Below are 23,194 nucleotides of genomic sequence, written 5' to 3' on the forward strand. Positions count from 1 at the left end.
CCCTGTAGAACCTTCCGCATGGGACTCACGCTCACCCCCGCGCTCGTCGCCGTCGTCGTCCTGCTCGCCGTCGCGGGCGCGGTCGTGGCGGGGCTGGGCGGGCTGGGGCACGCCCGCGCCGTCCTGACCGCCTGCCTGCGGGCGGCGGTCCAGCTGGGCGCCGTCTCGCTGGTGATCGCGTGGGTCGTCGGCGCGCCACCGGGCGTCGCCGCCTTCCTGCTGGTCATGTACGGCGTCGCCACCGTCACCGCGGGCCGCAGGATCGCCAAGGAGCGCCCCTGGCCCGCCGCCCTGCCCATCGCGGCGGGCACGTTGCCCGTGCTGATCGCGCTCTTCGGCACCGGCGTGGCCCCCATGCGGGGCATCACGCTCATCCCGATCGCGGGGATCCTGCTCGGCGGCTGCCTGACCGCCACCGCCCTGGCAGGCAGGCGCGCCGTCGACGAGCTGCGTCAGCGCAGGGGCGAGGTCGAGGCCGCGCTCGCCCTCGGACTGCTCGACAGGGACGCCAACCTGGAGATCTGCCGCCCCGCCGCCGCCCAGGCGCTGGTGCCCGCGCTCGACCAGACCAGGACCGTCGGCCTGGTCACGCTGCCCGGCGCGTTCGTCGGCATGCTGCTGGGCGGCGCGCAGCCACTCGAGGCGGGCGTCGTCCAGCTGGTGGTGCTCGTGGGGTTGCTGGCCGCCGAGGCGATCGCGGTGCTCGTCACGGTCGAGCTGGTGGCGCGGGGGCGATTCGGGCGAACAGGTATCCGAGCGAGTTAGTCGCCAGGTGCAGCATCGAGGGGGCCAGCAGGCCGCCCCTGCGGCGCAGCTCGCAGAACAGCACGCCGGCCGCGGTCGTGGAGAGCACCCCGCCGACCACGACCTTGGTGACATCCGTGCTCCCCGAGGCCAGCTCGCCGAGAGCGGGATTGGCGCGGGCCAGCTCCATCGCGGGCAGGATGTGCCAGAGCCCGAACAGCGCCGACGAGAGCGCCGTGGCCGCGGCGGTGCCGTGGTCGCGGCGCAGCATGCCGTACAGGGCGCCTCTGAAGCCGACCTCCTCCAGCAGGACCGTGCCCACCGGCACCTGGAGCAGCGCCGCCTCCAGCAGCTCGGCCCTGGACAGCGACAGCGCCCGCTCGTCGTGGAAGAGCGGGCGGGTGCGCGGGATGGCGATGCCCGCGGTGTAGCCCGCGGCCACGATCGCGGCCAGCGCGGCGCCCGTCCTGGCGCCCTTCAGCCCACGGGTGAAGCCGATCTCCTCCCACGACAGGCCCGAGCGCCGGGCCATCGCGACGAGCGCGCCGGTGGCGACGGCCGAGGTCAGCGGCGCGAGTCTGGGGGCGACACGGTTGTTGACGACGTTGGCCGCGACGAGCACGGCGAGGGAGCGAAGCAGCACCCCTTGAGGCTATGCGCTGCGCTGCCGCCATCCGGCGGGAAAGCGCAGCCGTCTGCGTTCCTGGGGGGTGAGCCCTCCCCAGATCCCCTCGGTCTCCCCCGACCGCACCGCGTAGGCCCTGCAGTCGTCGAGCACCTGGCAGCCCGAGCAGACCGCCTTGGCCCGCGCCTCCTGGACAGGAGACGGCGCGGGAGGAAAGAAGAGGTCGGGGTCGCTGGTCCTGCAGGCTCCCCGCCGCAGCCAGCTGATCTCTCTGACGTTCCCCAATGGCATGCGCCCAAGCTAGACCGCGAAGCCAGGGGCCCGCATCACCCTTGCGACGTACATGCGCCTACACCGTTGTTGTATCCCGTCGCGAACGAGCGCTGCCGCTGGGCGGCGGTGCCGTGCGCGTCGGGCCTGAACCAGTCGTCGGTGGGGTCGCCCGCGGCCTCGAGGTTGAGCAGGAGCTCGGTGTCGTCGCCCTCCTCGGCCTCCAGCACGCCCGCGCGCACCAGCCCCGCCAGCGCCCCTCCCGCGTAGCAGTCCGCCTGGAGCTCTCTCTGCACGTTGAGCGCGAACTCGGTGCCCAGCTGCGCCTGTACGGCATGCCCGATCTCGTGCGGAATGATCAGATAGGTCGAGCCGTCGCCCATCTCGTTCCAGAAGGCCGCCATCCAGTCGACGTCGTAGGCGATGAAGTGCCCGTCCTGGCAGTAGAAGGCGTTGTTGGGCACGGCGGGCTGTCCCCCGCACGAAGGACCGCCCTCACCCCTGTAGGCGACGAAGTCCGTGACCGGCTCGTAGGTGCGGCCGAGCGCCTCGAACTGCGCCTTCCAGAACGCCTCGGTGTGCACGCGCGCCAGCCGTACGTCCTCCTCGAAGGTGTCGCCCTCGCGGCCGCGGGTGGAGGCGGCGGGCCCACCGCACGCGGTCAGCAGGAGGACCAGCAGCGCGGCGAGCGATCTGCGGAGGGTCATTCCCTCATTTTGCCCGGGAGGCCGGGGACACACGCCCCGAGACGGGGACCGGGGGCCGGTGGGACGATCAGCGGATGATCAGGGTTCTCATCGCGGACGACCATCCGGTCTTCCGCTCAGGACTGCGCGGCCTGCTGTCCGCGCTCGACATCGAGGTCGTCGGCGAGGCGAGGGACGGCGCCGAGGCCGTACGGCTGGCGGCCGAGCTCCAGCCGGACGTCGTGGTCATGGACCTGCACATGCCTGGCGGCAACGGCGTCGACGCCACGCGCACGCTCACCAGGGTGAGCCCGGGGATCGGGGTGCTGGTGCTGACCATGTTCCACGACGACGACTCGGTGTTCGCCGCGATCAGGGCCGGGGCCAGGGGCTACCTGCTGAAGGAGGCGGGCGTGGAGGAGATCTCCCGCGCCGTGCAGGCGGTCGCGGCGGGAGAGGCGATCTACGGCCCCGGGATCGCCAAGCGGGTGCTCGGCTTCTTCGCGGGCATGGCCGAGCCGTCGCGCGCGGCCTTCCCCGAGCTGACCGAGCGGGAGCGGGAGGTCCTCGAGCTGATCGCGCAGGGCCGCAACAACACCGAGATCGCCTCGCTGCTGTTCCTCAGCTCCAAGACCATCAGGAACCACGTGTCGAACATCTTCATGAAGCTGCACGTGGCCGACCGCGCCCAGGCCATCATCAGGGCCCGCGAGGCCGGACTCGGCTGACCTCCGTCAGACGTCCCAGGCGTGGACGGGCTCGTTGGCGTGCATGCGCTCGATGTAGGCCAGCGTCATCCTGCGCAGCGCCTCCTGTCTGCCCTCGGGCCCGTCGCCCCCGTAGGCCGCGACGGCCTCCACCTGCCAGGTGGAGCCCGTCCTGCCGGTCAGGCAGCGGCCCTCGATCACCCCGAGCAGCCGGTCGGCGACGCTTCTGTCGACGCCCCACCGCGACAGCCCCTCGGCCGCCATCGGCAACAGCCTGCGCAGCACCAGCTCGGCCGCGGGCACCTCGCCGAGCCCTGGCCAGTAGAGCCTGGCGTCCAGCCCGTGCCTGGCCGCGCTCGCCAGGTTCTCCTCGGCGGTGCCGAAGGCCATCTGGCTCCACACGGGGCGCTCGGCGTGGGGCAGCACCTTCATGAGGCCGTAGTAGAAGGCCGCGTTGGCCGCGACGTCCAGCACGGAGGGCCCCGCGGGCAGGACCCTGTTCTCCACGCGCAGGTGCGGCGTGCCGTCCACGACCGCGTAGACCGGCCTGTTCCACCGGTAGACGGTGCCGTTGTGCAGGGTGAGCTCGTCCAGCGAGGGGATCCGTCCCGCCGCGAGCTCGGCCGTGGGGTCCTCCTCCGAGCACAGCGGCAGCAGCGCGGGGAAGTAACGGACGTTCTCCTCGAACAGGTCGAAGACGCTGGTGATCCAGCGCTCGCCGAACCACACGCGCGGCCGTACGCCCTGCGACTTGAGCTCCTTCGGGCGGGTGTCGGTGGCCTGCTCGAACAGGGCGATCCTGGTCTCCCTGTGCAGCTCCTTGCCGAACAGGTAGGGCGAGTTGGCCGCGATGGCGACCTGGGGGCCCGCGATGGCCTGCGCGGCGTTCCAGTGGGCGGCGAACGCCTCGGGGCTGACCTGGAGGTGCAGCTGCACGCTGGTGCAGGCGGCCTCGGGGGTGATGCTGTCGGCGTAGGTGTCGAGGCGTTCGACGCCCTCGATGCACAGGTGCAGGTCCTCGCCTCTGGCGGCGAAGATCTGCTCGTTGAGCAGCTTGTAGCGGGGATTGGCCGACAGCGTGCCCTCGTGGGTGTCCTCCTGCCTGAGCGTCGGCAGGATGCCGATCAGGACCAGGTGGCCGCCCTCCGAGCGGGCGCGCTCCTCGGCGTGGTTGAGCCTGGCGCGCACCGACTCCTCCAGGCGGAGCGCGCCGTCGCCGTCCAGTCCCTGAGGGGCGATGTTGATCTCGACGTTGAACTGGCCGAGCTCGGTCGCCCAGTCGGGCTGGGCGATGGCCGCCAGCACCTCGGCGTTGCGCATGGCGGGGTCGCCCCGCGAGTCGACCAGGTTGAGCTCGATCTCCAGCCCGGCCAGCGGCCGGTCGAACTCGAAACGCGACTCCCGCAGCATCTGAGCGAAGACGTCGAGATTGCGCCGCACCTTCTCCCGATAGTTACGGCGGTCTTCCCTGCTGAACACGACGACCGGCACGTCTTTGCCCATACCTGGGAATGTCGCACGGGACTAGTAGTCCTTCAAGGACAGCCTGCCCACGACCTCACCAAAAACCTCCCCCCGATACTCCTCACCGGCCTGCTGGGCCTCCACGCGCGCCTTGTTGGTGAGGGCGAGCTCCTGGTTGCCCCTGACGTAGTCGCGCAGCTCCCGTTCGTAGGCGGCGAAGGCGGCGGTGTGGTCGCCACGGGCCGCGGCGAGCTCGCCTGCCAGCACGTACGCGCCCACCATGGCCATGCTGGTGCCCTGCCCCGACAGCGGCGAACCGCAGTAGCCCGCGTCGCCGAGCAGCACGACCCTGCCGCTGGACCAGCTGTCCATGTGGATCTGGGCCATCGCGTCGAGGTGGAAGTCCTCGGCCTTCCCCATGTGCTCGAGCAGCTCGGGAAAGACCCATCCCGCGCCGCCCATCCTGTCCCGCAGGATGCGCTTCTGCGCCTCGACGTCGCGGTGGTCGAAGGCGATCGGCTCGGACTCGAAGCCCATGTAGACCCGCGCCTCGCTGTTGCCGCGCACGCTCATCACGCCGCCGCCCCAGCCGGTGCCGGGCATCTGGTGGAAGACCTGCCAGCGGTCGAGGCCGAGGATGTTGGGCGCGGTCCACACCGACAGGTAGGTGCCCAGGTGGCGGATGAAGCGGCTCTCGGGGCCGAAGACCAGCCCGCGGGTGTTGGAGTGCAGCCCGTCCGCGCCCACCACCACGTCGAAGGTACGGCGCAGCCCGCTGTCGAAGGTGACGTGCGCTCCCCTCCCGTCCTGGACGATCTCCTTGATGGAGTCGCCGAAGAGGTAGCCGACCTCGCCCGCCGCCTTGGCGAGGATCTGGCTGAGGTCGTCGCGCAGGATCTCGATGTCGGGGCCGGCCAGCTCGCCGCCGGTGAACGTGTGCTCCTCCGAGCGGTAGACCTCGTTGCCCTCGCCGTCCACCATGGACATGCCGCGCATCTCGACGCGGTGCGCGCGGATCTCCTCCAGCAGGCCCATGCGCGCCGCCACGTCGAGGGCGGGCCCGCGCACGTCGATCGCCTGGCCTCCTGGCCTGAGGCCGTTCGAGCGCTCCACGATCGTGACGTCGAAGCCGTGCCGCGTGAGCCAGTAGGCCAGAGCGGGTCCGCCGATGCTCGCGCCGGAAATCAGAATGTTCATGTCAGGCAGACTGGCCGCGGGCCCGCACCGCCCACGCACCGGTCGCTGACCGGCAGGTCACACCAGACGGCGGGCGGTGGCCCAGCGCGACAGCTCGTGCCTGTTCGACAGCTGGAGCTTGCGCAGCACCGACGACACGTGCGTCTCCACGGTCTTGACCGAGATGAACAGCTCCTTGGCGATCTCCTTGTAGGCGTAGCCGCGCGCGATGAGGCGCAGCACCTCGCGCTCGCGCTGGGTCAGGGAGTCGAGCTCGGGGTCGATGGAGGGCGCCTCGCTGGAGGCGAAGGCGTCGAGCACGAACCCGGCCAGCCGGGGGGAGAACACCGCGTCGCCGTCGGCCACCCTGCGGATCGCGTCGGTCAGCTCGCGCCCGCTGATGTTCTTGGTGACGTAGCCTCTGGCGCCGCCCCTGATCACGCCGATCACGTCCTCGGCGGCGTCGGAGACCGACAGCGCGAGGAAGCGGACCTGCGAGCCGGAGCCGAGCACGCGGCGCAGCACCTCCTGGCCGCCACCGCCCGGCATGTGGACGTCGAGCAGCACGACGTCGGGTTCGAGCGTGGCGATCGCCTTCACCGCCGACTCGACGTCCTCGGCCTCGCCCACGACCTGGATCGAGTCGCCCAGCTCGGCGCGCACGCCCGATCGGAACAGCCGATGGTCATCGACGATCAGCACGCGAATCATTTCTCCACCTTCATCGTCAACATCACTTCCGTGCCCTCACCGGGCTCGGTACGCACCCTGGCGTTGCCGCCGTGGCGTTCCATCCTTCCGATGATGGACTCCCTGATCCCCATGCGGTCCAGGGGTACCTCGTCCAGATCGAAGCCCTTGCCCCGATCCTTCACGAAAATGGTGACTTCTTCACCCTCCACCTCCGCATAAACGGAGATGACCGGGCTTTCGGAGTATTTGGCCGCGTTGACCATCGCCTGGCGAGAGGCGTTGAGCATGGCTCCGAGCCTGCCGCCCGAATCGAGCTCGGTGTCGCCCACGCAGACGACCTCGATGGGCACGCCGTGCGAGTCCTCCTCCTCGGCCGCGATGCGCCGTACGGCGGCGGCGAGCGTGGCGTCGGCGTCCTGCGCGGGCTGGTAGAGCCAGTTGCGCAGCTCCCGCTCCTGCGCGCGGGCCAGCCTGGTGACCTCGCGCGGGTCGTGCGAGACCCGCTGGATCAGCGTGAGGGTGTGCAGCACGGAGTCGTGCACCATCGCGGCGACCTCGGCCCGCTCCTCCTGCCTGATGCGCTCGCGCCGTTCGAGCTGCAGCTCCTTCCACAGACCCGCCAGCCACGGCGCCGCGATGACCGCGATGCCGCCGACCACCACGGCGGTGAACAGCAGCCCAGGCCTGGCCGCCTGCCACTGGCCCTCCGCGACGAGGAAGCCGATCGCGCCGATGACCACGAGGACGACGCCGAGCAGCGTGCGCACGCGGTTCTTCCGCATGCCCTTGGTGGCGCCGCTGACCCACGTCTTGCGCCGTTCGGGATCGGCCTGCTGCCAGAGGATGAGCGCGCCGATGCCGCCGACGGCGAACGGCAGCATGCCGATGCCTCCCTGGGCGGCGCCGGTGAGCCAGCCGAAGGCGGCCAGCGCCACGCCGATCGCCGTGAAGGCGGCCAGCTGGCTCCAGTCGCGGGCCGGCGGCGGACCCTCCGCCTGTCTGCGCGGCGTGATCATCCACAGCACGGCGTAGGCGGCGATGCCCACGCCGTCCACGACGCTGAGCAGCACGAAGCTCAGCCGGATCACGATCGGATCCAGCTTGAGCTGGGCGGCGAGGCCCTGGGCGACGCCGCCGACCAGCCGACCCTCCATGGAACGGGTCAGCCGGGGAAAGGGCGCGTCGTCTGTCTCGCGCAGAGTCTGTTGGTCAGCCATAACATGGCCATAGTCACACGTCGCGGACGTGCCGGACATCAGGGAGCAGCCCCAGGGTCTCCTCAGGGGAGTCCCGGATGCGCATCCTGGCCTTCCGCGCCACGATGGTGCCATGACCGAAGCACCGCCCACCGACCAGGCAGCCCCGCCCCGCGTGCTCAAGCGCAGCGGCGAGGGCCGGATAATCACTGGCGTGTGCGCGGGGCTCGGCCGCTACACGCGCATAGATCCGGTGGTCTACCGGATCGGTTTCGCCATGCTGGTGCTCGGCTCCGGCATCGGGTTGTTCCTCTACATCGCGGCCTTCCTGCTGATGAAGGAGTCCAACGGCCGCCCTGGCCACGTCGAGACGTGGACCAGGCGCGACTTCGACGCCGAGACCGTGTTCGCGCTGCTGACCGGCGTCGCGGGGTTCGGCCTCATCATCAACATCGCCACGGTGTGGCTGGGCACCGGCACGCTGGTGGTCGCCACGCTGATGGCGATCACGCTGCTGACCGCGCACGCCCGAGGCCTCGACCTGCCCGCGCTGGCCCGCTCGCTGCCCGAGCGGCTCAACCGCAGGACCGAGCCGATCGCGCCCGAGCCCGTCGTCACCGGACCGATGCCGGTACGGCCGCAGCAGCCCGCCGTCCGCAGGGAGCCGGCTCCCATGCGGCACGAGCCGCCCGCCGTCCGCCACGAGCCTCGCCCCGAGGCCATGCCCTCCATGGAGAGCGCGGCCTTCAACGCCTCCGCGCCTTCCGAGCCGGAGGCCGAGGCGCCCACCCGGGTGAACGAGGTGCCCGAGGCTCCCACGAGGGTGAACGAGGAGCCCGAGGCTCCCACCAGGGTGAACCAGGCGCCCGGGATCCCTACGAGGGTGAGCGAGGCGCCGGTGGCGCCGCTGCCCCCTCTGCCCTCCTACGGCGAGCCGTTCGCGCCGCGCGGCCCCTACCAGCCGCTCGATCCCCGCAGGCGGGCCGGCTACTCGCCCTATGACCTGAGCCACTACGGCGAGCAGGTCCCCACCCCCCGCCCCAGGCGACGCAGGTCGTTCACAGGCGCGGTCACCGTCCTGCTCGCAATGATCGTTGGAGGGATCGTCGTGGCGGCCCAAGCCACCTCTGGATCCGCCACCCCCAGCCTCACCGCCGTGGGTGGTGCCATGCTCATCACCGTCGGCGCAGGGCTGCTGGTGGCCACCTGGTTCGGCCGTGGCGCCGGGCTCGTCGCGCTGGGCACCGTCCTGGCCCTGGTCATCGGGGCGGGCCTGATGTTCGGCCATCTGCCGAGGAAGATCGGCAGCGCCACGTGGAGCCCGACGAGCGTGGCCGAGTCGGCCCGTGTCTACGAGGTGGGCATCGGCGACGGCACACTCGACCTGACCGAGCTGGAGCTCCCTCCGGGTGCCAAGACCACTTTCAGGGCCACGCTGTCGGTCGGCGAGCTCGTCGTCATCGTGCCGCCGACGGCTCGGGTGGAGGTGCACGCGACCTCCAGGGTGGGCGACATCTCCATCGGTCAGTCCGTCGAGGGCGGCACCGACCTCAAGGTGAACAGGGTGCTCGAACCCGAGGTGAGACCCGAGGGCGCGGTGCCGACGATCGTGCTGAACCTCAAGGGCGGCGTCGGCGACCTGGAGGTGCGCGTTGGCGCGTGAGACGAGCCCGGAGCGGCAGCGGCTGCTGCACAGGACCGACTGGATGGCCCTGCTCAGCGGCATCCTGTTCGTGGTCCTCGGCATCCTGCTGGTGAGCGGTGTGATCAGTGACGCGCTGCTGCTCTGGGCGCTGCTCGTCGGCGGCCTGGGGTTCGCAGGGGTGATAGCCATCGTCGCGAGGTCCGTCAGGCGCTTGTGACCGATCGATTCATAGGCGTACGTTCGAATCACCCCCGCTATTGAGGGAGGACGTATGCCTCGAATCGCTGTCACCGTCGACGGAATCCGATACGAGGAGGACGTGGAGCCCAGGCTCCTCCTCGTGCACCTTCTCCGAGACCGGCTGGGCAAGACCGGCACCCCCGTCGGGTGCGACACCAGCAACTGCGGCGCCTGCACGGTCATGCTCGACGGGAAGAGCGTGAAGAGCTGCTCGGTGCTGGCCGTACAGGCCGACGGCAGCGACGTCGTCACGATCGAGGGCCTCGCGACCGCGGGGACCATGCACCCCATGCAGCGGGCCTTCCACGAGGAGCACGCGCTCCAGTGCGGCTACTGCACGCCTGGCATGGTCATGGCCGCGATCGACCTGCTCAGGGAGGACCCCGACCCGTCGGAGGAGACCATCAGGCACGGCCTGGAGGGCAACCTCTGCAGGTGCACGGGCTACTGCAACATCGTCAGAGCGGTACGGCGGGGCGCCCAGAGCATGGGGCAGGCGGTGACGACGCCATGACCGAAGAGCTCGACGCGGGCGTGGTCGCCCAGCAGATCGCCGAGAGCGGGCAGCTGTCGGAGCCCGACAGCACCCGCGAGGTCGGCAGGGCGCGCAGGCGCAAGGAGGACGCCAGGCTGCTGGCCGGGCGCACCACCTGGACCGACAACATCCAGCTTCCCGGGCTGCTGCACGTCGCCTTCAAGCGCAGCCCCATGGCCCATGCGCGCATCGTGGGCGTCGACGTCTCCGCCGCGCGCGACATGCCGGGCGTGGTCGCCGTCTTCAGCGGTCAGGACGTCGCCGACGAGCAGGGCAGCCTGCCGTGCGCGTGGCCGGTGACCGAGGACATCGTCATCCCGGACCACCCGCCGATGGCCGTGACGGAGGTCCGCTACCCGGGCGAGGCCGTCGCCTGCGTGGTGGCCACCGACCGCTACCTGGCGGCCGACGCGCTGGACGCGATCGACGTCGACTACGAGCCGCTGCCTCCCGTCCTCGACATGGCCGAGGCGCTCACCGAGGCGAGCCCGAAGGTGCACGAGAGCGGCAACCGCGCCTTCACCTGGACCTTCGCCCAGGGTGACATCGACGCCGCCTTCAGGGACGCGCCGGTGCTCATCGACCGCACCTACGTCCAGCAGCGGCTGATCCCGACGGCGATGGAGCCGAGGGCGGTCGTCGCCACCACCGACGGCGAGTCCTTCACGCTGTGGTCCTCGACCCAGATCCCGCACGTGCTGCGCGTGATGCTGGCGCTGACCACCGGCATCCCCGAGCACAGGCTGCGCGTGGTCGCCCCGGACGTGGGCGGGGGGTTCGGCTCCAAGCTGCAGGTCACCGCGGAGGAGGTGCTCTGCCTGCTGCTCACCAGGAGGCTCGGCAAGCCGGTCAAGTGGACCGAGTCGCGCTCGGAGGGCAACCTGACCGTGCACCACGGCCGCGACCAGGTCCAGCACATCGCGCTGGCCGCCGAGACCGACGGGCGCGTCAGGGGCGTGAAGGTCGAGCTGCTCGCCGACATGGGCGCCTACCTCATGCTGGTCACGCCGGGCGTGCCGCTGCTCGGGGCCTTCATGTTCAACGGCATCTACAAGATGGACGCCTACAGCTTCGACTGCACGGGCGTCTTCACCACCAAGATGCCGACCGACGCCTACAGGGGCGCCGGCCGTCCCGAGGCGACCTACGCCATCGAGCGGGTCATGGACGAGCTGGCGGCCGAGCTGAACCTCGACCCCATCGAGGTGCGCAGGCGCAACTGGATCAGGCACGAGGAGTTCCCGTACACCACGATCGCGGGACTCACCTACGACTCCGGCAACTACGAGGCGGCCACCGAGAAGGCGCTGTCGCTGTTCGGCTACGACAAGCTGCGCGCCGAGCAGTCCGACAGGCGCGACAGGGGCGACCCCGTCCAGCTCGGCATCGGCGTCAGCACCTACACCGAGATGTGCGGCCTGGCGCCCAGCAGGGTGCTCGGCTCGCTCAGCTACGGCGCGGGCGGATGGGAGCACGGCTCGGTGCGCATGCTGCCCACGGGCAAGGTCGAGGTCGTCACCGGCACCTCGCCGCACGGGCAGGGCCACGAGACCGCCTGGAGCCAGATCGTGGCCGACTCGCTGGGCGTGCCGTTCGACGACATCGCGGTCGTCCACGGCGACACCGCGATCTCGCACAAGGGCATGGACACCTACGGCTCGCGCTCGCTGGTGGTCGGCGGCATGGCCGTCCTGCGGGCGTGCGAGAAGGTGAAGGAGAAGGCGAGGAGGCTGGCCGCGCACACGCTGGAGTGCTCGCCCGACGACCTCGAGTTCTCCCAGGGCGCGTTCAAGGTCAAGGGGACGGAGTCGAGCAAGACGATCCAGGAGCTCGCGCTGGCCGCCTTCGCCGCGCACGACCTGCCCGAGGGGGTGGAGCCCAGGCTCGACGCCGACGCCACGTTCGATCCCGAGAACTTCTCCTTCCCGCACGGCACCCACCTGTGCGCGATCGAGGTCGACACCGAGACGGGCATGGCCAGGATCCGCAAGTACGTGGCGGTGGACGACGTCGGTCACGTCATCAACCCGCTGATCGTCGAGGGTCAGGTGCACGGCGGTCTCGCCCAGGGCATCGCGCAGGCGCTGTACGAGGAGGCCGTCCACGACGCCGAGGGCAACCTGCTCACCACGACGATGGCCGACTACCTGATCCCCACGGCCGCGGACCTGCCCGACTTCGTCACCGACAGGACCGAGTCGCCGGCGACCTCCAACCCGCTCGGCGTCAAGGGCGTCGGGGAGGCGGGCACCATCGCCTCCACGCCCGCCGTCGTCAACGCCGTCGTGGACGCCCTGCGCCCGCACGGCGTGCACGACATCCAGATGCCCTGCACGCCCGAACGGATCTGGAGGGCCATCCGATGATCCCGGCCCAGTTCGACTACCTCAGGCCAGGCTCGCTGCAGGAGGCGAGCGAGGCGCTGGCCTCGGACGAGGAGGCGAAGGTGCTGGCGGGCGGCCAGTCACTGCTGCCGCTGCTGCGCCTGCGCCTGGCCTACCCCTCGCTGCTGGTCGACGTCAGCCGCCTGGAGGAGCTGACCGGCATCCTCGACGAGCGCGACCACGTCTTCATCGGCGCGATGGCCACCCATGACGAGGTGCTGCGCTCGCCCGCCGTCATCGCGGGCTGCCCGCTCGTGGCGCTGGCCGCCGCCACCGTCGCCGACCCCGCCGTACGGCACCGCGGCACCTTCGGCGGCTCGCTCGCCCACGCCGACCCCGCCGGAGACCTGCCGGCCGTGGCCCTCGCGCTGGAGTGCGTGATGGTGACCTCCACCAGGCAGATCCCCGCGGCCGACTTCTTCCTCGACTACCTGGAGCCGGCGCTGGAGCCTGGCGAGATCCTGGTCGGGGTGAAGGTGCCCAAGCTCGGTCCCGGCTGGGGCTTCCACTACGAGAAGTTCCACCGCACCGCCCAGGCCTGGGCGATCGTCGGCGTGGCCGCGGCGGTCCGCCGGGCCAACGGCTCGATCCAGGAGGCCAGGATCGGGCTGACCAACATGGGCCCCACTCCGGTGCGCGCCCGCGCGGTCGAGAGCGCGCTGCAGGGCGTCGAGCTGGGCGAGGCCGTACGGCAGGCGTGCGCGGAGGCGGCCGAGGACACCTCGCCCACCTCCGACCTGCACGCCCAGGCCGACTACCGAAGGCACCTGGCCCAGGTGCTGACTCACAGGGCGGTGAACGCGGCCGCGGGCAGGCCCTGACGTCGCGTGGGCGTCCCTCAGGGGACGCCCACAACCCACGGGGTGGTCAGCGGAGGCCCCAGGCGCGAGTCTGGGACCACAGACAGGCGGAAGGAGCGGATCAATGGCGATGCGGTTCGAGCACGAGTTCACGGTCCCTGTCCCGGTCGAGCAGGCGTGGGCGGCGCTGCTCGACGTCGAGCGGGTGGCCCCGTGCCTGCCGGGGGCCACGCTCGACATCGTCGAAGGCGAGGAGTTCACCGGCAGGATGAAGGTGAAGGTCGGCCCCATCACCGTCACCTACAGGGGCACCGCCCGCTTCGAGGACGTCGACAAGGACGCCTACACCCTCACGCTGCAGGCCTCGGGCAAGGAGGCGCGCGGTTCCGGCACCGCCAGCGCGTCGGTCACCGCGCGCCTGACCCCCGCGGGCGACGCGACCGCGGTGCGGGTGGAGAGCTCGTTCAACGTCACGGGCAGGCCCGCGCAGTTCGGCAGGGGCGTCATGGCGGAGGTGGGCGGCAAGCTGATCGACAGGTTCGCGGAGAACCTGGCCGAGCTGCTGGGCGAGAGCCAGTCCGAGGAGCGCCACCTCGCCGCGGTGCCCGAACTCGACGAGGAGGACGCCAGGCCGAGCGGCACCCTGCGCACCTCGCTCACGCCCGACGAGGAGGCGCTCGACCTGCTCGCGATCGCGGGTACACCGCTGCTCAAGCGGGTGGCCCCGGTCGCCGGAGCGATTGCTGGGCTTCTGTTCCTTGTATGGCTGATCAGGCGTATTGTCCGGTAAAAACCAACTCAAGTAGGGACACACCACCGGTCCTGAGGGAATGTCTGACCTCGAGCATCGAGATCTCGGGGGAGAACAGGCATGCCGGAGTGCACCGTTGTCGTGATCGCCTACAACGACGCCGACCGCCTGCCGAGGGCCGTGCGTTCCGTGCTCGACCAGACCCTCCACGACCTCGAAGTAGTCATCTCCGACGACGCGAGCACCGACGACACGCCGAGGGTCGCCGCCGAGCTCATGCGCGCCGACCCCCGCGTGCGCTACGTGCGGCGGGCGGTCAACTCGGGCGGCTGCGGCGCGCCGCGCAACGAGGGGCTCGACGCTGCGCTGTCGCCGTACGTCCTGTTCCTGGACAGTGACGACACCCTGCCCAGGCACGCGTGCAAGAGCCTGCTGACCGAGATCGAGCGGACGGGGGCCGACTTCGTCTCGGGGCAGATCTCCAGGGTGTTCGAGCCTGGCGGGCGGCGGCAGCGGTACTACCCCTACCTGTTCAGGAAGCGGAGGGTCGTCGAGGGGATCCGCGAGGAGCCGGAGCTCTTCCTCGACTGCTTCTGCACCAACAAGCTCTTCGACGTGGAGTTCCTGCGCCGCAACGCGCTGCGCTTCCCCGAGGACATCCACTACGAGGACCACGTCTTCGGCGCCGAGATGTACGCCGTGGCGCAAAGGTTCGCGGTGGTGCCGTGGGTGGTCTACCACTGGCACAGGGCGCCGGCGACCGGCTCCATCTCGCTGAGCATCAAGGAGATGGACAACGTCCGCCACAGGATGGAGGCCGCCAGGCGCAGCGACGCCATCCTGCGCGAGCACGGGTGCGACGACCTCGTCCCCGACAGGCAGCGCCGCTTCCTGCGCCAGGACCTGCGGGTCTACCTCAACCCGATGCCTTCGCGCGACCTGCTGTGGGCCAAGGAGTTCGCCTCGGTCGTCAGGCCGTACCTGGAGCAGGTGCCGGAGGAGGTGATGGAGCGGATCGACCCGATGGTCAAGGTCTGCTGCCATCTGATCCTCTCCGACCGGATCGAGGAGCTGAGGGTCGCGGCCAGGTCGCTGAACGGCCCCATGGCTCCGCCGCGCGTGGCGACCGTGCGCGACGGGCGCACCTACTGGGGCCCCACGCCCTCCCCCGGCCTGGACATCACCAGGTTGCGCATGGCCGAGCTGCCCTACACCGCCTCCAGGCTGCGGCACGAGGTGGTCGAGGCCGTGAGCCAGGGCACGCGGCTGCGGCTGTCCGTCCGTACCTACGACCCCTTCGGCGTGCTGCGCGACTGGACGGCCTCCCTCAGGTGCGCAGGCATCACGGTGCCGATGGAGGTGCGCCCGTCGGCCGATGGCGGCTACGAGAGCGAGGTCACCGTCGACCTGGCGAAGCTGCGCGGGCGCTGCGACCCGCGCATCGCCTTCACCAGGCCCGACGGGCTGACCACCTCCGACCGGCTGATGGCCGACCCCACGATGGAGGCGATCGACCTCGGCCACGTGCGGGTCACGGCAGAGGGCCCGGCAGGGCTGCTGCGCCTGAGCCCGAAACGCACCCCGCGTGTGGCGCTGGCCAGGGTGAAGCGCTCCGTCCTCAGGAGGCTGAGCAACCCGAAGATCAAACTGAAGGTGTACAAGGCGCTGATCAGGGTAGTCCCGCCGCGTAGGGATCTCGCGCTGTTCGAGGCCGACTGCGGTAAGGGATACACCGGCAGCCCGCGCGCCGTCTATGAGGAGGTACGGCGCCGCGGGCTGCCGGTGAGCGCGGTCTGGTCGGTCGCCCGCGGACGCGTCTCCTTCCCGCGAGACGCCGCCCTGGTACGGCGCGGCAGCTGGCGCTACGTCTGGACCATGGCCCGTGCGGGCATCTGGGTCGACAGCCACGGCTTCCCCCTCGACTACCCCAAGCCGCGCGGCACCCGCTACCTGCAGACCTGGCACGGCCAGGGCATCAAGTCGATCGGCTTCGACGCCCCCGACCTGCGCGCCGACTTCCCGGGACCGCGCGAGCAGTGGCGCAGGGCCGTCGCCAGGTGGGACGCGCTCATCTCCCCCAGCGCCGAGTTCTCCCGCTACTTCGTGCCTGCCCTCGGCTACTCGGGTCCCGTCCTGCGCTACGGCTCGCCGCGCTGCGACGCCCTGGTGCACGGCAGGATCCCCGCCGGCCTGCGCGAGCGCCTGGAGCTCCCGCCCGACCGCAAGATCCTGCTCTACGCGCCCACCTACCGCGACGGCGCGAAGAGCTCGGGCATCTCGGTCAGGGTCGACCTGGAGGCGCTGGCCGACGCGCTGGCCGAGGAGTGGGTGCTGCTGCTGCGCACGCACCCGGTCGAACGCTTCAGGGTGCCCCAGCACGTGCGCCACTTCGTCAGGCCCGTGGGGTCGTACTCGGAGATCAACGACCTGATGCTGCTGTCCGACGCGCTGCTGACGGACTACTCCTCCGTGATGTGCGACTACGCGGTGACGGGCAAGCCGATGCTGTTCTTCATCGACGACTGGGACGAGTACCGGCTGACCGAGCGCGGCGTCAACACCGACCTGCCCGCCATCGCGCCGGGGCCGTGCGTCACCACCGACGCCGAGCTGATCGAGTGCCTGCGGAACCTGCCCGCCGTCCACGCCTCCTTCGCCGACAAGTACGCCGCCTTCCACCGGTTGTGGTGCGAGGACGAGCGCGGCGACGCCTCGGCCAGGGTGGTGGAAACGTTCTTCTCGGCGCCGCCGACCCCGAGGGTCCCCTCGCGGCCCTTCCTGCGGGGGGCGCGGTGAACAGATCACTGGTCTTCGCGTGCATGGACGCCGACACGCTCGGCGGGATCCAGCAGGTCACCCACACCCTCGCCCAGGGACTGGCGGGCCGCGGCTACGACGTGCACGTGATCGGCCTGCACAGAGCGGCCGACCCGTTCCGCTACGTCTCGAGGCCGCTCTACCGGCAGCACGTGATCAACAGGTCGTCGCGGCCCTCCCGCTTCGAGAGGCGCAGGCTGGACAGGGTGCTCGGGCGGATCGGGCCGGGCTTCGCCGTCCTCACCTCGCCAGGGGTGGTGTCGCGCCTGTCAGGACGGCTGCCCGGCAGGATGCGGCTGATCGGGCAGTACCACGGCTCCTACGCCCACGCGCGCATCTGCTCGCACCTGGGCGCCATCAGGCGGCACTACGGGGAGCTCGACCAGGCGGTCTTCCTCAGCGAGGACGACGCGTGGCTGTTCTCCGAGCACGCGCTGCTGCCCAACACGTGGTCGCTGCCCAACCCCCTGACGATCTGGCCCGGCGCGATCTCCTCGCTGGAGGCGCCCAGGGTGCTGGGTGTGGGAAGGCTGGCGGGCGTCAAGCGGTTCGACCGGCTGATCAGCGCCTTCGCCATGGCCTCTGCGCCGCCGTGGGAGCTCCACCTGATCGGCGACGGCCCCGAGGAGGAGCGGCTGCGCGCGCACGCCCGCCGCGAGGGCGTCGAGGACAGGGTGGTGTTCAGAGGGCGCCTGCCGGCCTCGGGCATGTCGCGGGAGTACCTGGCCGCCTCGATCGTCGCGCTGTCGAGCGAGCACGAGGGACTGCCTCTGGTGATGCTGGAGTCGGCCGCGCACGGGGTGCCCTCGGTCGCCTTCGACGTCTCGGGCGGCGTGCGCTCCGCCGGCGGGCTCCTGGCCCCTCCAGGTGACGTGGCCGTCTTCGCCGACAGGCTCGACACGCTGATGCGCTCATACGACGAGCGGCGGCGCCTCGGCGCCGCCGCTCGGGCCAGGGCCGAGACGTTCGGACTCGAACGCGTCCTCGACCGCTGGGAACAGCTCTTCGCTCACATGACGCGCTGAGGCAGCTCCGACTCGGCGCGCTGCTGCGGAAGCCCAGCCAGCGCGAGCTGTCCCGAGGTCAGCAGCGCGGGAACGGGGCCCTGCTCGCGCAGCCTGTTGATGCGGTCGCGCATGAGCTTGCGCATGCGTGCGCCACGCCGCTTCTGCATGGTCTTCTGGAACTTCAGCATGTGCTCCTTGGCGGCCTTCGGCGCGCCCGACAGCTCGTAGCCGTGGTCCTCGAGCCTGTCACCGAGCGCCTGCTCGGCCAGCCTGATCTCCCAGCTGTCCAGGCGCTTGGCCCAGCTGCCCACCCGCGCCCTGGTGACCTCGCCGTGCGTGTTGCTGTGCCACACCTTGTGGACGGGCACCGCGTGGCTGGCGGCCTCACGCGGCGAGCACATCGCGGGGTCGTAGTCCTCTTCGAGGAAGTGGCAGAGCTTCTTCAGCTCCGTCGACGGGTCGTCGGTCAGGTCCTCGTAGCGCAGCTCGTAGTAGCTGTCCTCAGACATCGTCTTGCGCAGCCTCTTGCCCGCGTCGATCGCCTCGGCCCACGTGGAGATGGCGTGGAAGGAGTTGAGCGTGTACCAGGGCATCTCCTTCAGGGAGGCGACGCAGTCGCGGCCGTCCCTGATGAGGTGGATGAACTGCGCGTCGGGGAAGAGCCTGGTCAGCATGTCCACCTGCTTGACGTAGCTCGGACGCTTGTCGCCCCACCTGGGCTTGCCGAAGCGGTCGGAGTACATCTTGAAGGTGGTGCCGACCACCGAGCCGAGCGAGCCGGGGCCCTCGACGACCTGCCGGATGTAGTCGTCCTTGTCGATGCCGAGCTCGCGGAACTTCGTGCTGCGGTCGCCGGCGATGTACTCGGCGAGCGCGCGGCGCCGCTCGGCGATCCGCATGTCGCCGAACGTGCGGCGCTTGTAGTAGACGGGGACCAGGAACCTGGTCTCCGGCGGCACCGCGAGCCTGGGATGCGAGCTCAGCATGAGCTGCAGCATCGTGGTGCCCGAGCGTGGACAGCCAATGACGAATACCGGCCTGTCAGACATTTGGTGAACCCCCGATTAGCGCGTGCTCTCGACTCTCCTGCGGCTTGGGCACCGCGGCGTTGCGGCGAGTGAAGAGCCACATCCGATAGACAAGGAAGATCTCGTTGGCCAGGAGCAGGATGCTGGCGACCGCCGTCACGGGGATCAGCGCCGCCTGCCCGATCAGCGGCGCCACCACGAAGACCGCCGCGTGGAACTCGATACCGCTGATCAGGTGAGACCTGACCCTGCGGCGGGCCAGGGAACGGTTGAAGCGCCTGAGCGGGCCCCTCGACCGCCTCGGCGCCGGCACGCGCGGCGCCTGCGGCACCTCCGTCAAGCTGGGCGCGAGCCCTTCCCTGATCGTCTCCCTGACCCGCTTCATCTGCGGTGCGTTGACGTACCTGAACAGATCGAGGACGGCCACCGTCGCGCCCAGCAGGATGAAGTCCACGCTTCCCGTGGCCGCGTACTGGCCGTAGGCCAGTCCCGCGGCGCAGCAGACCACCCTGATCCTGTCGCCCACGTAGTCGAGCCACAGGCCGAACGGTGTCCCCGTGCCCTTCAACCTGGCGATCTTGCCGTCGACGCAGTCGATCATGAAGCTCAGGTAGAAGAGCGCCGCGCCCGCGGCGAGCTGGTTGGCCCCCAGGCACACCGCCGACCCCATGCCCAGGATCAGAGAGAAGACCGTGAGCGCGTTGGGCGTGATCTCTGTGTGGTTGGCCACGAACATCGCGACCCGGCAGGCGGCCGGGTCCACGAAGTACACGGTCCACCAGGAGTCTCTCCGCTTACGTGTCGCGTAGACGTCATCGAGCGAATAGGTCCTCATGGATTCCAGCATGGCGACGCGGTGTTGCCCTTCGATTACTCTCTGGAACTATTGGAGAATGTCCATGCCGCTTCTTGACTCTCTCCCCACCTGGCATTGCCTAGGTAGATCGATTGGAGCCTTCTATCCGAACATTCCGGTCGAGATGATGCGGTCCACCACTCTCTCGGAGGCCCTGCCGTCGTCGTGCGGACAGTAGGCGTCCACGAAGGACCTGTACTTGCCCGCGAACGCCTCTTCGACGTGCCTGAGGCCCGCTATCGCCTCGATCACCTGGTCCGACTCCTCCACGATCGGCCCAGGAGCCTCGGCCTCGAAGTCGAAGTAGAAGCCGCGCGCCTCATCCCTGTAGGTCGCGAGGTCATAGGTGAAGAAGATCATCGGTCGGCCCGTGTTGCAGTAGTCGAACATCGCCGAGGAGTAGTCGGTGACCAGCACGTCGGAGATCAGGTACAGCTCGGCGATGTCGGGGTAGTGGGTGACGTCGATCGCGAAGTTCCCCTCGGGGAAGGCGGGCCTGTCGGTCACCAGGTAGTGGGCGCGCACGAGGAAGACGTGGTCGTCCCCCAGCGCCTTCCTGGCGCGCTCGAGGTCGAGCTCCAGGTGGAAGAGGCGCTTGCCCACCCCCACGTGCTGGTCGTCACGCCAGGTGGGCGCGTACAGCACCACCTTCTTGCCAGGCTCGATGCCGAGACGCCTGCGCACGGCCTGCGCGCGCTCCTCGCGGTCGGCCGCCTTCAGCAGGTCGTTGCGGGGGTAGCCCACCTCCAGGACCTCGCCTCCGTAGTCGTAGGCGCGGCGCATGATGGTGGTGGCGAAGGCGCTGGGCGAGACCAGGAAGTCCCACAGCGGCACGTCCTCCTTGATCCACTTGAAGGTCTCCGCCCGCCTGAACGGCGTGACCTTCAGGTCGTAGCCGAGCCGCTTGAGCGGGGTGCCGTGCCACGTCTGCATGTACAGCTGGCCCGCGGGCTTGCCCGGGATCTCCCGCTGCGACCAGTTGCTGACGACGAGCCCCGCGGAGCTGCGGACCTCGTGGTGGCGGCGCGAGCCCTTCATGACCACCTCGGCGCCCTCGGGCGTGGCGAACTGGCCGTCCCTGGAGACCCACACCAGCTCCGCGCCGACGTCACGGCGGCGCAACTCCTCGAAGACGGCCCTGGGGTTGCAGGAGAACTGCCTGCCCTCGTAGCTGTCGAAGAGCACGAGGTCGCGCTTCAACGGCAGGGAGCCCGTCCTCTCCCGCAGCAGCCGCTGGGCGTACCTGCCGCGCTCGTCGGGGCCCAGCGCCACGCGTGAGCGCAGCGCGAGCGCCTCCCCCTCCTGCGAGGTCACGCAGAAGTCGTGCGTTCCCGCGACGTGATACTCCGACAGCGAGCCGATCGTCGTGGGCCCCACCCTGAGGGGGACCACCCCGTCCTCGACCTCCATGAGGAGATCCCACAACCCGCTCGCCAGCGGGAGCTCGCCGCCCTGCGACGGCAGCTGCGCCACCGCCAGCCGCGCGTGGAAGCGAGCCCCCTCCCACTCGAGCGGCACCGTCCTGGTCTCCGTCGAACGGCGGCGGCACACCAGCAGCCTCTCGGGCCGCGCGTCCTGGACGTGCTCGCCGGACAGGACGAGACGGCCCTCGGCGTCCCATTCGAGCGTGTCGACGATCGGGCGCGTCTCACGCCAGGTGGCGACGAGGAATCCGTACCTGGTCACCTCCACCGCCAGCTCGGCGCCCGACGGCGTGATCCACCGCGCCGCCACCCCGTCAGGGCTCGCCAGGCGCGAGGACGCGCCGCCCGCGGCCACGACGATCTCCCAGCGCGGATCGTCGCCGTGCGGGTCCCGCAGCAGCGACTCATAGGGGATCACGACGTCGAAGGCGCCCTCGGCGTCCAGCTCGACGGGGATGGACAGATCGCCTGCGCCGCTCAGGACGACCTCGGCCGCGCCGCCCGAACGCGAGCCGATCCTGCAGCTCAGCTCGAATCCCGACGCGCCCGCCACAGCCCGGTCCACCACGGCCACAGGGGTGCTCATCCTGATCTGGAAGCGCTGCCCCCTCGTCCTCGGCGGGACGCGCATGCGCAGGTCGCTGTCGAGCCACACGTCGACATGGCCGTGGACGGGGCCCGAGATCCTGCTCGACCGCTGAAGCCCGTGCGACTCCACCGTGACCCAGAGCTCCCAGTTCCCCGGTCTGCGCAGGAGCCGATCGCCGAAGTTGATCCGCGCCCTGAAACCCGACCAGTCGTAGCAGACCGCGGCGTGCCCTGCTCTGGCCGTCACGTCGGGGCGGGCGGCCCGCTCGCTCGTCAGCTCGATCACGTCGGCGGTCTTCGCGTTGCGCAGCTCCAGCCGCAGCTCCGACGAGCCAGGGTCGGTCATCTCCAGCCGGTCGATGTAGGCGAACCCCTCGATCACCAGGCCGCCCTCCTCCCAGCAGGCCCTGTCGACCCTGGTGTGGAGCTCCAGCTCCTCGTCGACCTCGTACAGCCTGGCCGGCACCTTCACCTTGCGGTCGCCGAAGAAGGGATAGGTCAGGTACAGCTTCGGACGGAAGACGCCCTTGCGTACCCCCTTCACCGTGGGCAGGCCCTCGCGTTCGAGGCCGAAGACCTCGCGCAGCGCGTCGACCCTGCGGTGGCGCGCCAGATACAGCTTGACCCGGTCCGCGACGGGCAGCGCCATGAGCTGGTCCACGCCGGCGGCGGCGAGGAAGGGCCGCACCCGGTCGAGCGCCGCCTCGCGCTCGTCCTGCTGCATCGAGGTGACCGCCTCGACGGCGATCATCACGTCCGCCTCGAGTATCTGCGTGTCGAGCCCGGGCAGGAGTTCGGGCAGGTGGGCGGCCACCACCGCCCGCAGCTCCTCCAGCGCGTCGAAACGGGCCCGCAGGTTGCCGAGCTCCGCGCGGTTCTGCGTCGTGGACAGCTCTCCGCGGTCGCGCCTGCGCCACAGGTAGACGACGTCGTCGAGGACGTCGACCGTCTCCGCGTGCACGTGGGCGGCCACGGCGAGCGCGACGTCCTCGTAGATGCCGGCGGGGAAGCGGAAACCCCTCGACTCCCAGAACGAGCGCCGGTACACCTTGTTCCACACCGTGCGGTCGCGCAGCAGTTGAGGGTGGTGGCGCACGTGGGTGCGCCGCACCGCAGGAGGCAGGGCCTTGTCGTGCAGCCACGAGGGCACCTCCTTGCCCGCCGACAGGCGGCGCACGGCACCGCAGGCGAGGTCGGAGCCCGTGCTCTCCAGGGACCCGACCAGCGCCTCGTAGGCGCCGGCCGGCACGATGTCGTCGCCGTCGGCGAAGGTCAGGTACCTGCCTGCGACCCGGTCGAGCCCCGCGTTGCGGGCCAGGCCAGGACCTCGGTTCTCCTGCTGGATCAGCTGGAACCTGCTGTCCCTCGCCACCCTGGCCTTCGCGATGACGGCGCTGTTGTCGGTGGAGCCGTCATCGACCAGGAAGACCTCGATGTCGGAAAGCGTCTGCGTGGCAATGGATTCCAGACATTCGTCGAGATAGTGCTCCACGTTGCAGAAGGGCACAACGATGCTCAAGATCGCGGACATGCGGACACTCCTCAGGGAAATGACATG

At 70.4% G+C, this 23,194-nt stretch carries 20 protein-coding genes; 10 read left to right on the forward strand and 10 right to left on the reverse strand.

The window, feature by feature from the left end; genetic code table 11:
- Window positions 1-18: 18 nt before the first annotated feature.
- Window positions 19-765, forward strand: a complete 747-nt coding sequence (locus ABFX50_RS02195; protein ID WP_346142754.1) for an ABC transporter permease — start codon at window positions 19-21, stop codon at window positions 763-765.
- Here ABFX50_RS02195 and ABFX50_RS02200 read toward each other — a convergent pair.
- From ABFX50_RS02200 to ABFX50_RS02210, 3 genes are read right to left on the reverse strand one after another with little or no spacing between them, the layout of a single operon-like run.
- Window positions 707-1,387, reverse strand: coding sequence for a CPBP family glutamic-type intramembrane protease (locus tag ABFX50_RS02200; protein ID WP_346142755.1), 681 nt, complete (start codon window positions 1,385-1,387; stop codon window positions 707-709). The two genes, ABFX50_RS02195 and ABFX50_RS02200, sit on opposite strands and share 59 nt — an antisense overlap.
- 9 nt (window positions 1,388-1,396) lie before the next feature.
- On the reverse strand, window positions 1,397-1,660 hold the full coding sequence (locus ABFX50_RS02205; protein ID WP_183650603.1) for a WhiB family transcriptional regulator: 264 nt from the start codon (window positions 1,658-1,660) through the stop codon (window positions 1,397-1,399).
- 35 nt (window positions 1,661-1,695) lie between these two features.
- On the reverse strand, window positions 1,696-2,346 hold the full coding sequence (locus tag ABFX50_RS02210; RefSeq protein WP_183650606.1) for a neutral zinc metallopeptidase: 651 nt from the start codon (window positions 2,344-2,346) through the stop codon (window positions 1,696-1,698).
- Window positions 2,347-2,420: 74 nt separating this feature from the next.
- On the opposite strand from ABFX50_RS02210, the gene ABFX50_RS02215 reads away from it, so the two are divergent.
- The gene (locus ABFX50_RS02215; RefSeq protein ID WP_346142757.1) at window positions 2,421-3,053 is read left to right on the forward strand and encodes a response regulator transcription factor; all 633 of its coding nucleotides are present in this window, start codon (window positions 2,421-2,423) and stop codon (window positions 3,051-3,053) included.
- Window positions 3,054-3,059: 6 nt separating this feature from the next.
- On the opposite strand, the gene ABFX50_RS02220 is transcribed toward ABFX50_RS02215, so the two are convergent.
- The 4 genes from ABFX50_RS02220 to ABFX50_RS02235 are packed head-to-tail and all read right to left on the reverse strand — an operon-like array spanning window position 3,060 to window position 7,582.
- Window positions 3,060-4,535, reverse strand: coding sequence for a glutamate-cysteine ligase family protein (locus ABFX50_RS02220; protein WP_346142759.1), 1,476 nt, complete (start codon window positions 4,533-4,535; stop codon window positions 3,060-3,062).
- A gap of 21 nt (window positions 4,536-4,556) precedes the next feature.
- Window positions 4,557-5,693 carry an FAD-dependent monooxygenase gene (locus tag ABFX50_RS02225; protein ID WP_346142761.1) on the reverse strand — a complete coding sequence of 379 codons (1,137 nt, stop codon included), beginning with the start codon at window positions 5,691-5,693 and terminating at the stop codon, window positions 4,557-4,559.
- A gap of 57 nt (window positions 5,694-5,750) precedes the next feature.
- Window positions 5,751-6,383 (reverse strand): response regulator, encoded by a 633-nt coding sequence (locus ABFX50_RS02230; protein WP_183650615.1) that lies wholly within the window; start codon window positions 6,381-6,383, stop codon window positions 5,751-5,753.
- Complete coding sequence (locus tag ABFX50_RS02235) at window positions 6,380-7,582, reverse strand: ATP-binding protein (protein ID WP_346142763.1); 1,203 nt, start codon at window positions 7,580-7,582, stop codon at window positions 6,380-6,382. The genes ABFX50_RS02230 and ABFX50_RS02235 overlap by 4 nt, the downstream gene beginning before the upstream one ends.
- Before the next feature lie 112 nt (window positions 7,583-7,694).
- On the opposite strand from ABFX50_RS02235, the gene ABFX50_RS02240 reads away from it, so the two are divergent.
- The 8 genes from ABFX50_RS02240 to ABFX50_RS02275 all read left to right on the forward strand — a co-directional run bounded on the left by ABFX50_RS02240 (window position 7,695) and on the right by ABFX50_RS02275 (window position 17,758).
- Complete coding sequence (locus tag ABFX50_RS02240; RefSeq protein WP_346142765.1) at window positions 7,695-9,224, forward strand: PspC domain-containing protein; 1,530 nt, start codon at window positions 7,695-7,697, stop codon at window positions 9,222-9,224.
- Window positions 9,214-9,423, forward strand: a complete 210-nt coding sequence (locus ABFX50_RS02245) for a hypothetical protein (RefSeq protein WP_183650624.1) — start codon at window positions 9,214-9,216, stop codon at window positions 9,421-9,423. The genes ABFX50_RS02240 and ABFX50_RS02245 overlap by 11 nt, the downstream gene beginning before the upstream one ends.
- Window positions 9,424-9,477: 54 nt before the next feature.
- On the forward strand, window positions 9,478-9,960 hold the full coding sequence (locus ABFX50_RS02250; RefSeq protein WP_183650627.1) for a (2Fe-2S)-binding protein: 483 nt from the start codon (window positions 9,478-9,480) through the stop codon (window positions 9,958-9,960).
- Window positions 9,957-12,347: a xanthine dehydrogenase family protein molybdopterin-binding subunit gene (locus ABFX50_RS02255; RefSeq protein ID WP_346142768.1), complete on the forward strand. Its 2,391-nt coding sequence runs from the start codon at window positions 9,957-9,959 to the stop codon at window positions 12,345-12,347. Before ABFX50_RS02250 ends, ABFX50_RS02255 begins: the two co-directional genes overlap by 4 nt.
- Window positions 12,344-13,186, forward strand: a complete 843-nt coding sequence (locus ABFX50_RS02260; protein ID WP_346142770.1) for an FAD binding domain-containing protein — start codon at window positions 12,344-12,346, stop codon at window positions 13,184-13,186. The genes ABFX50_RS02255 and ABFX50_RS02260 overlap by 4 nt, the downstream gene beginning before the upstream one ends.
- Window positions 13,187-13,289: 103 nt before the next feature.
- Window positions 13,290-13,955: an SRPBCC family protein gene (locus ABFX50_RS02265; RefSeq protein WP_346142772.1), complete on the forward strand. Its 666-nt coding sequence runs from the start codon at window positions 13,290-13,292 to the stop codon at window positions 13,953-13,955.
- An 81-nt stretch (window positions 13,956-14,036) separates the two neighbouring features.
- Window positions 14,037-16,712 (forward strand): CDP-glycerol:glycerophosphate glycerophosphotransferase, encoded by a 2,676-nt coding sequence (locus ABFX50_RS02270; protein ID WP_346142774.1) that lies wholly within the window; start codon window positions 14,037-14,039, stop codon window positions 16,710-16,712.
- A complete protein-coding gene (locus ABFX50_RS02275; protein WP_346142775.1) occupies window positions 16,709-17,758 on the forward strand; it encodes a glycosyltransferase in 1,050 nt (349 codons plus the stop codon). The genes ABFX50_RS02270 and ABFX50_RS02275 overlap by 4 nt, the downstream gene beginning before the upstream one ends.
- Here ABFX50_RS02275 and ABFX50_RS02280 read toward each other — a convergent pair.
- The 3 genes from ABFX50_RS02280 to ABFX50_RS02290 all read right to left on the reverse strand — a co-directional run bounded on the left by ABFX50_RS02280 (window position 17,743) and on the right by ABFX50_RS02290 (window position 23,167).
- Window positions 17,743-18,789, reverse strand: coding sequence for a sulfotransferase family protein (locus tag ABFX50_RS02280; protein WP_346142777.1), 1,047 nt, complete (start codon window positions 18,787-18,789; stop codon window positions 17,743-17,745). The genes ABFX50_RS02275 and ABFX50_RS02280 overlap by 16 nt on opposite strands.
- Window positions 18,782-19,603 carry a CDP-alcohol phosphatidyltransferase family protein gene (locus tag ABFX50_RS02285; protein WP_346142778.1) on the reverse strand — a complete coding sequence of 274 codons (822 nt, stop codon included), beginning with the start codon at window positions 19,601-19,603 and terminating at the stop codon, window positions 18,782-18,784. Before ABFX50_RS02285 ends, ABFX50_RS02280 begins: the two co-directional genes overlap by 8 nt.
- 123 nt (window positions 19,604-19,726) lie before the next feature.
- Window positions 19,727-23,167, reverse strand: coding sequence for a bifunctional glycosyltransferase/CDP-glycerol:glycerophosphate glycerophosphotransferase (locus ABFX50_RS02290; RefSeq protein WP_346142780.1), 3,441 nt, complete (start codon window positions 23,165-23,167; stop codon window positions 19,727-19,729).
- Window positions 23,168-23,194: the final 27 nt, after the last annotated feature.

Origin of the sequence: Nonomuraea recticatena, from assembly GCF_039533245.1 — a bacterium.
GTDB classification, from domain to species: domain Bacteria; phylum Actinomycetota; class Actinomycetes; order Streptosporangiales; family Streptosporangiaceae; genus Nonomuraea; species Nonomuraea roseola.

Bases quoted from the DNA above. Each gene is read 5' to 3' on its own strand.
- ABFX50_RS02195 (WP_346142754.1), top strand. From the start codon at position 19: ATGGGACTCACGCTCACCCCCGCGCTCGTCGCCGTCGTCGTCCTGCTC.
- ABFX50_RS02205 (WP_183650603.1), bottom strand. From the start codon at position 1,660: ATGCCATTGGGGAACGTCAGAGAGATCAGCTGGCTGCGGCGGGGAGCC.
- ABFX50_RS02210 (WP_183650606.1), bottom strand. From the start codon at position 2,346: ATGACCCTCCGCAGATCGCTCGCCGCGCTGCTGGTCCTCCTGCTGACC.
- ABFX50_RS02215 (WP_346142757.1), top strand. From the start codon at position 2,421: ATGATCAGGGTTCTCATCGCGGACGACCATCCGGTCTTCCGCTCAGGA.
- ABFX50_RS02220 (WP_346142759.1), bottom strand. From the start codon at position 4,535: ATGGGCAAAGACGTGCCGGTCGTCGTGTTCAGCAGGGAAGACCGCCGT.
- ABFX50_RS02225 (WP_346142761.1), bottom strand. From the start codon at position 5,693: ATGAACATTCTGATTTCCGGCGCGAGCATCGGCGGACCCGCTCTGGCC.
- ABFX50_RS02230 (WP_183650615.1), bottom strand. From the start codon at position 6,383: ATGATTCGCGTGCTGATCGTCGATGACCATCGGCTGTTCCGATCGGGC.
- ABFX50_RS02235 (WP_346142763.1), bottom strand. From the start codon at position 7,582: ATGGCTGACCAACAGACTCTGCGCGAGACAGACGACGCGCCCTTTCCC.
- ABFX50_RS02240 (WP_346142765.1), top strand. From the start codon at position 7,695: ATGACCGAAGCACCGCCCACCGACCAGGCAGCCCCGCCCCGCGTGCTC.
- ABFX50_RS02250 (WP_183650627.1), top strand. From the start codon at position 9,478: ATGCCTCGAATCGCTGTCACCGTCGACGGAATCCGATACGAGGAGGAC.
- ABFX50_RS02255 (WP_346142768.1), top strand. From the start codon at position 9,957: ATGACCGAAGAGCTCGACGCGGGCGTGGTCGCCCAGCAGATCGCCGAG.
- ABFX50_RS02260 (WP_346142770.1), top strand. From the start codon at position 12,344: ATGATCCCGGCCCAGTTCGACTACCTCAGGCCAGGCTCGCTGCAGGAG.
- ABFX50_RS02265 (WP_346142772.1), top strand. From the start codon at position 13,290: ATGGCGATGCGGTTCGAGCACGAGTTCACGGTCCCTGTCCCGGTCGAG.
- ABFX50_RS02270 (WP_346142774.1), top strand. From the start codon at position 14,037: ATGCCGGAGTGCACCGTTGTCGTGATCGCCTACAACGACGCCGACCGC.
- ABFX50_RS02280 (WP_346142777.1), bottom strand. From the start codon at position 18,789: ATGTCTGACAGGCCGGTATTCGTCATTGGCTGTCCACGCTCGGGCACC.
- ABFX50_RS02285 (WP_346142778.1), bottom strand. From the start codon at position 19,603: ATGAGGACCTATTCGCTCGATGACGTCTACGCGACACGTAAGCGGAGA.
- ABFX50_RS02290 (WP_346142780.1), bottom strand. From the start codon at position 23,167: ATGTCCGCGATCTTGAGCATCGTTGTGCCCTTCTGCAACGTGGAGCAC.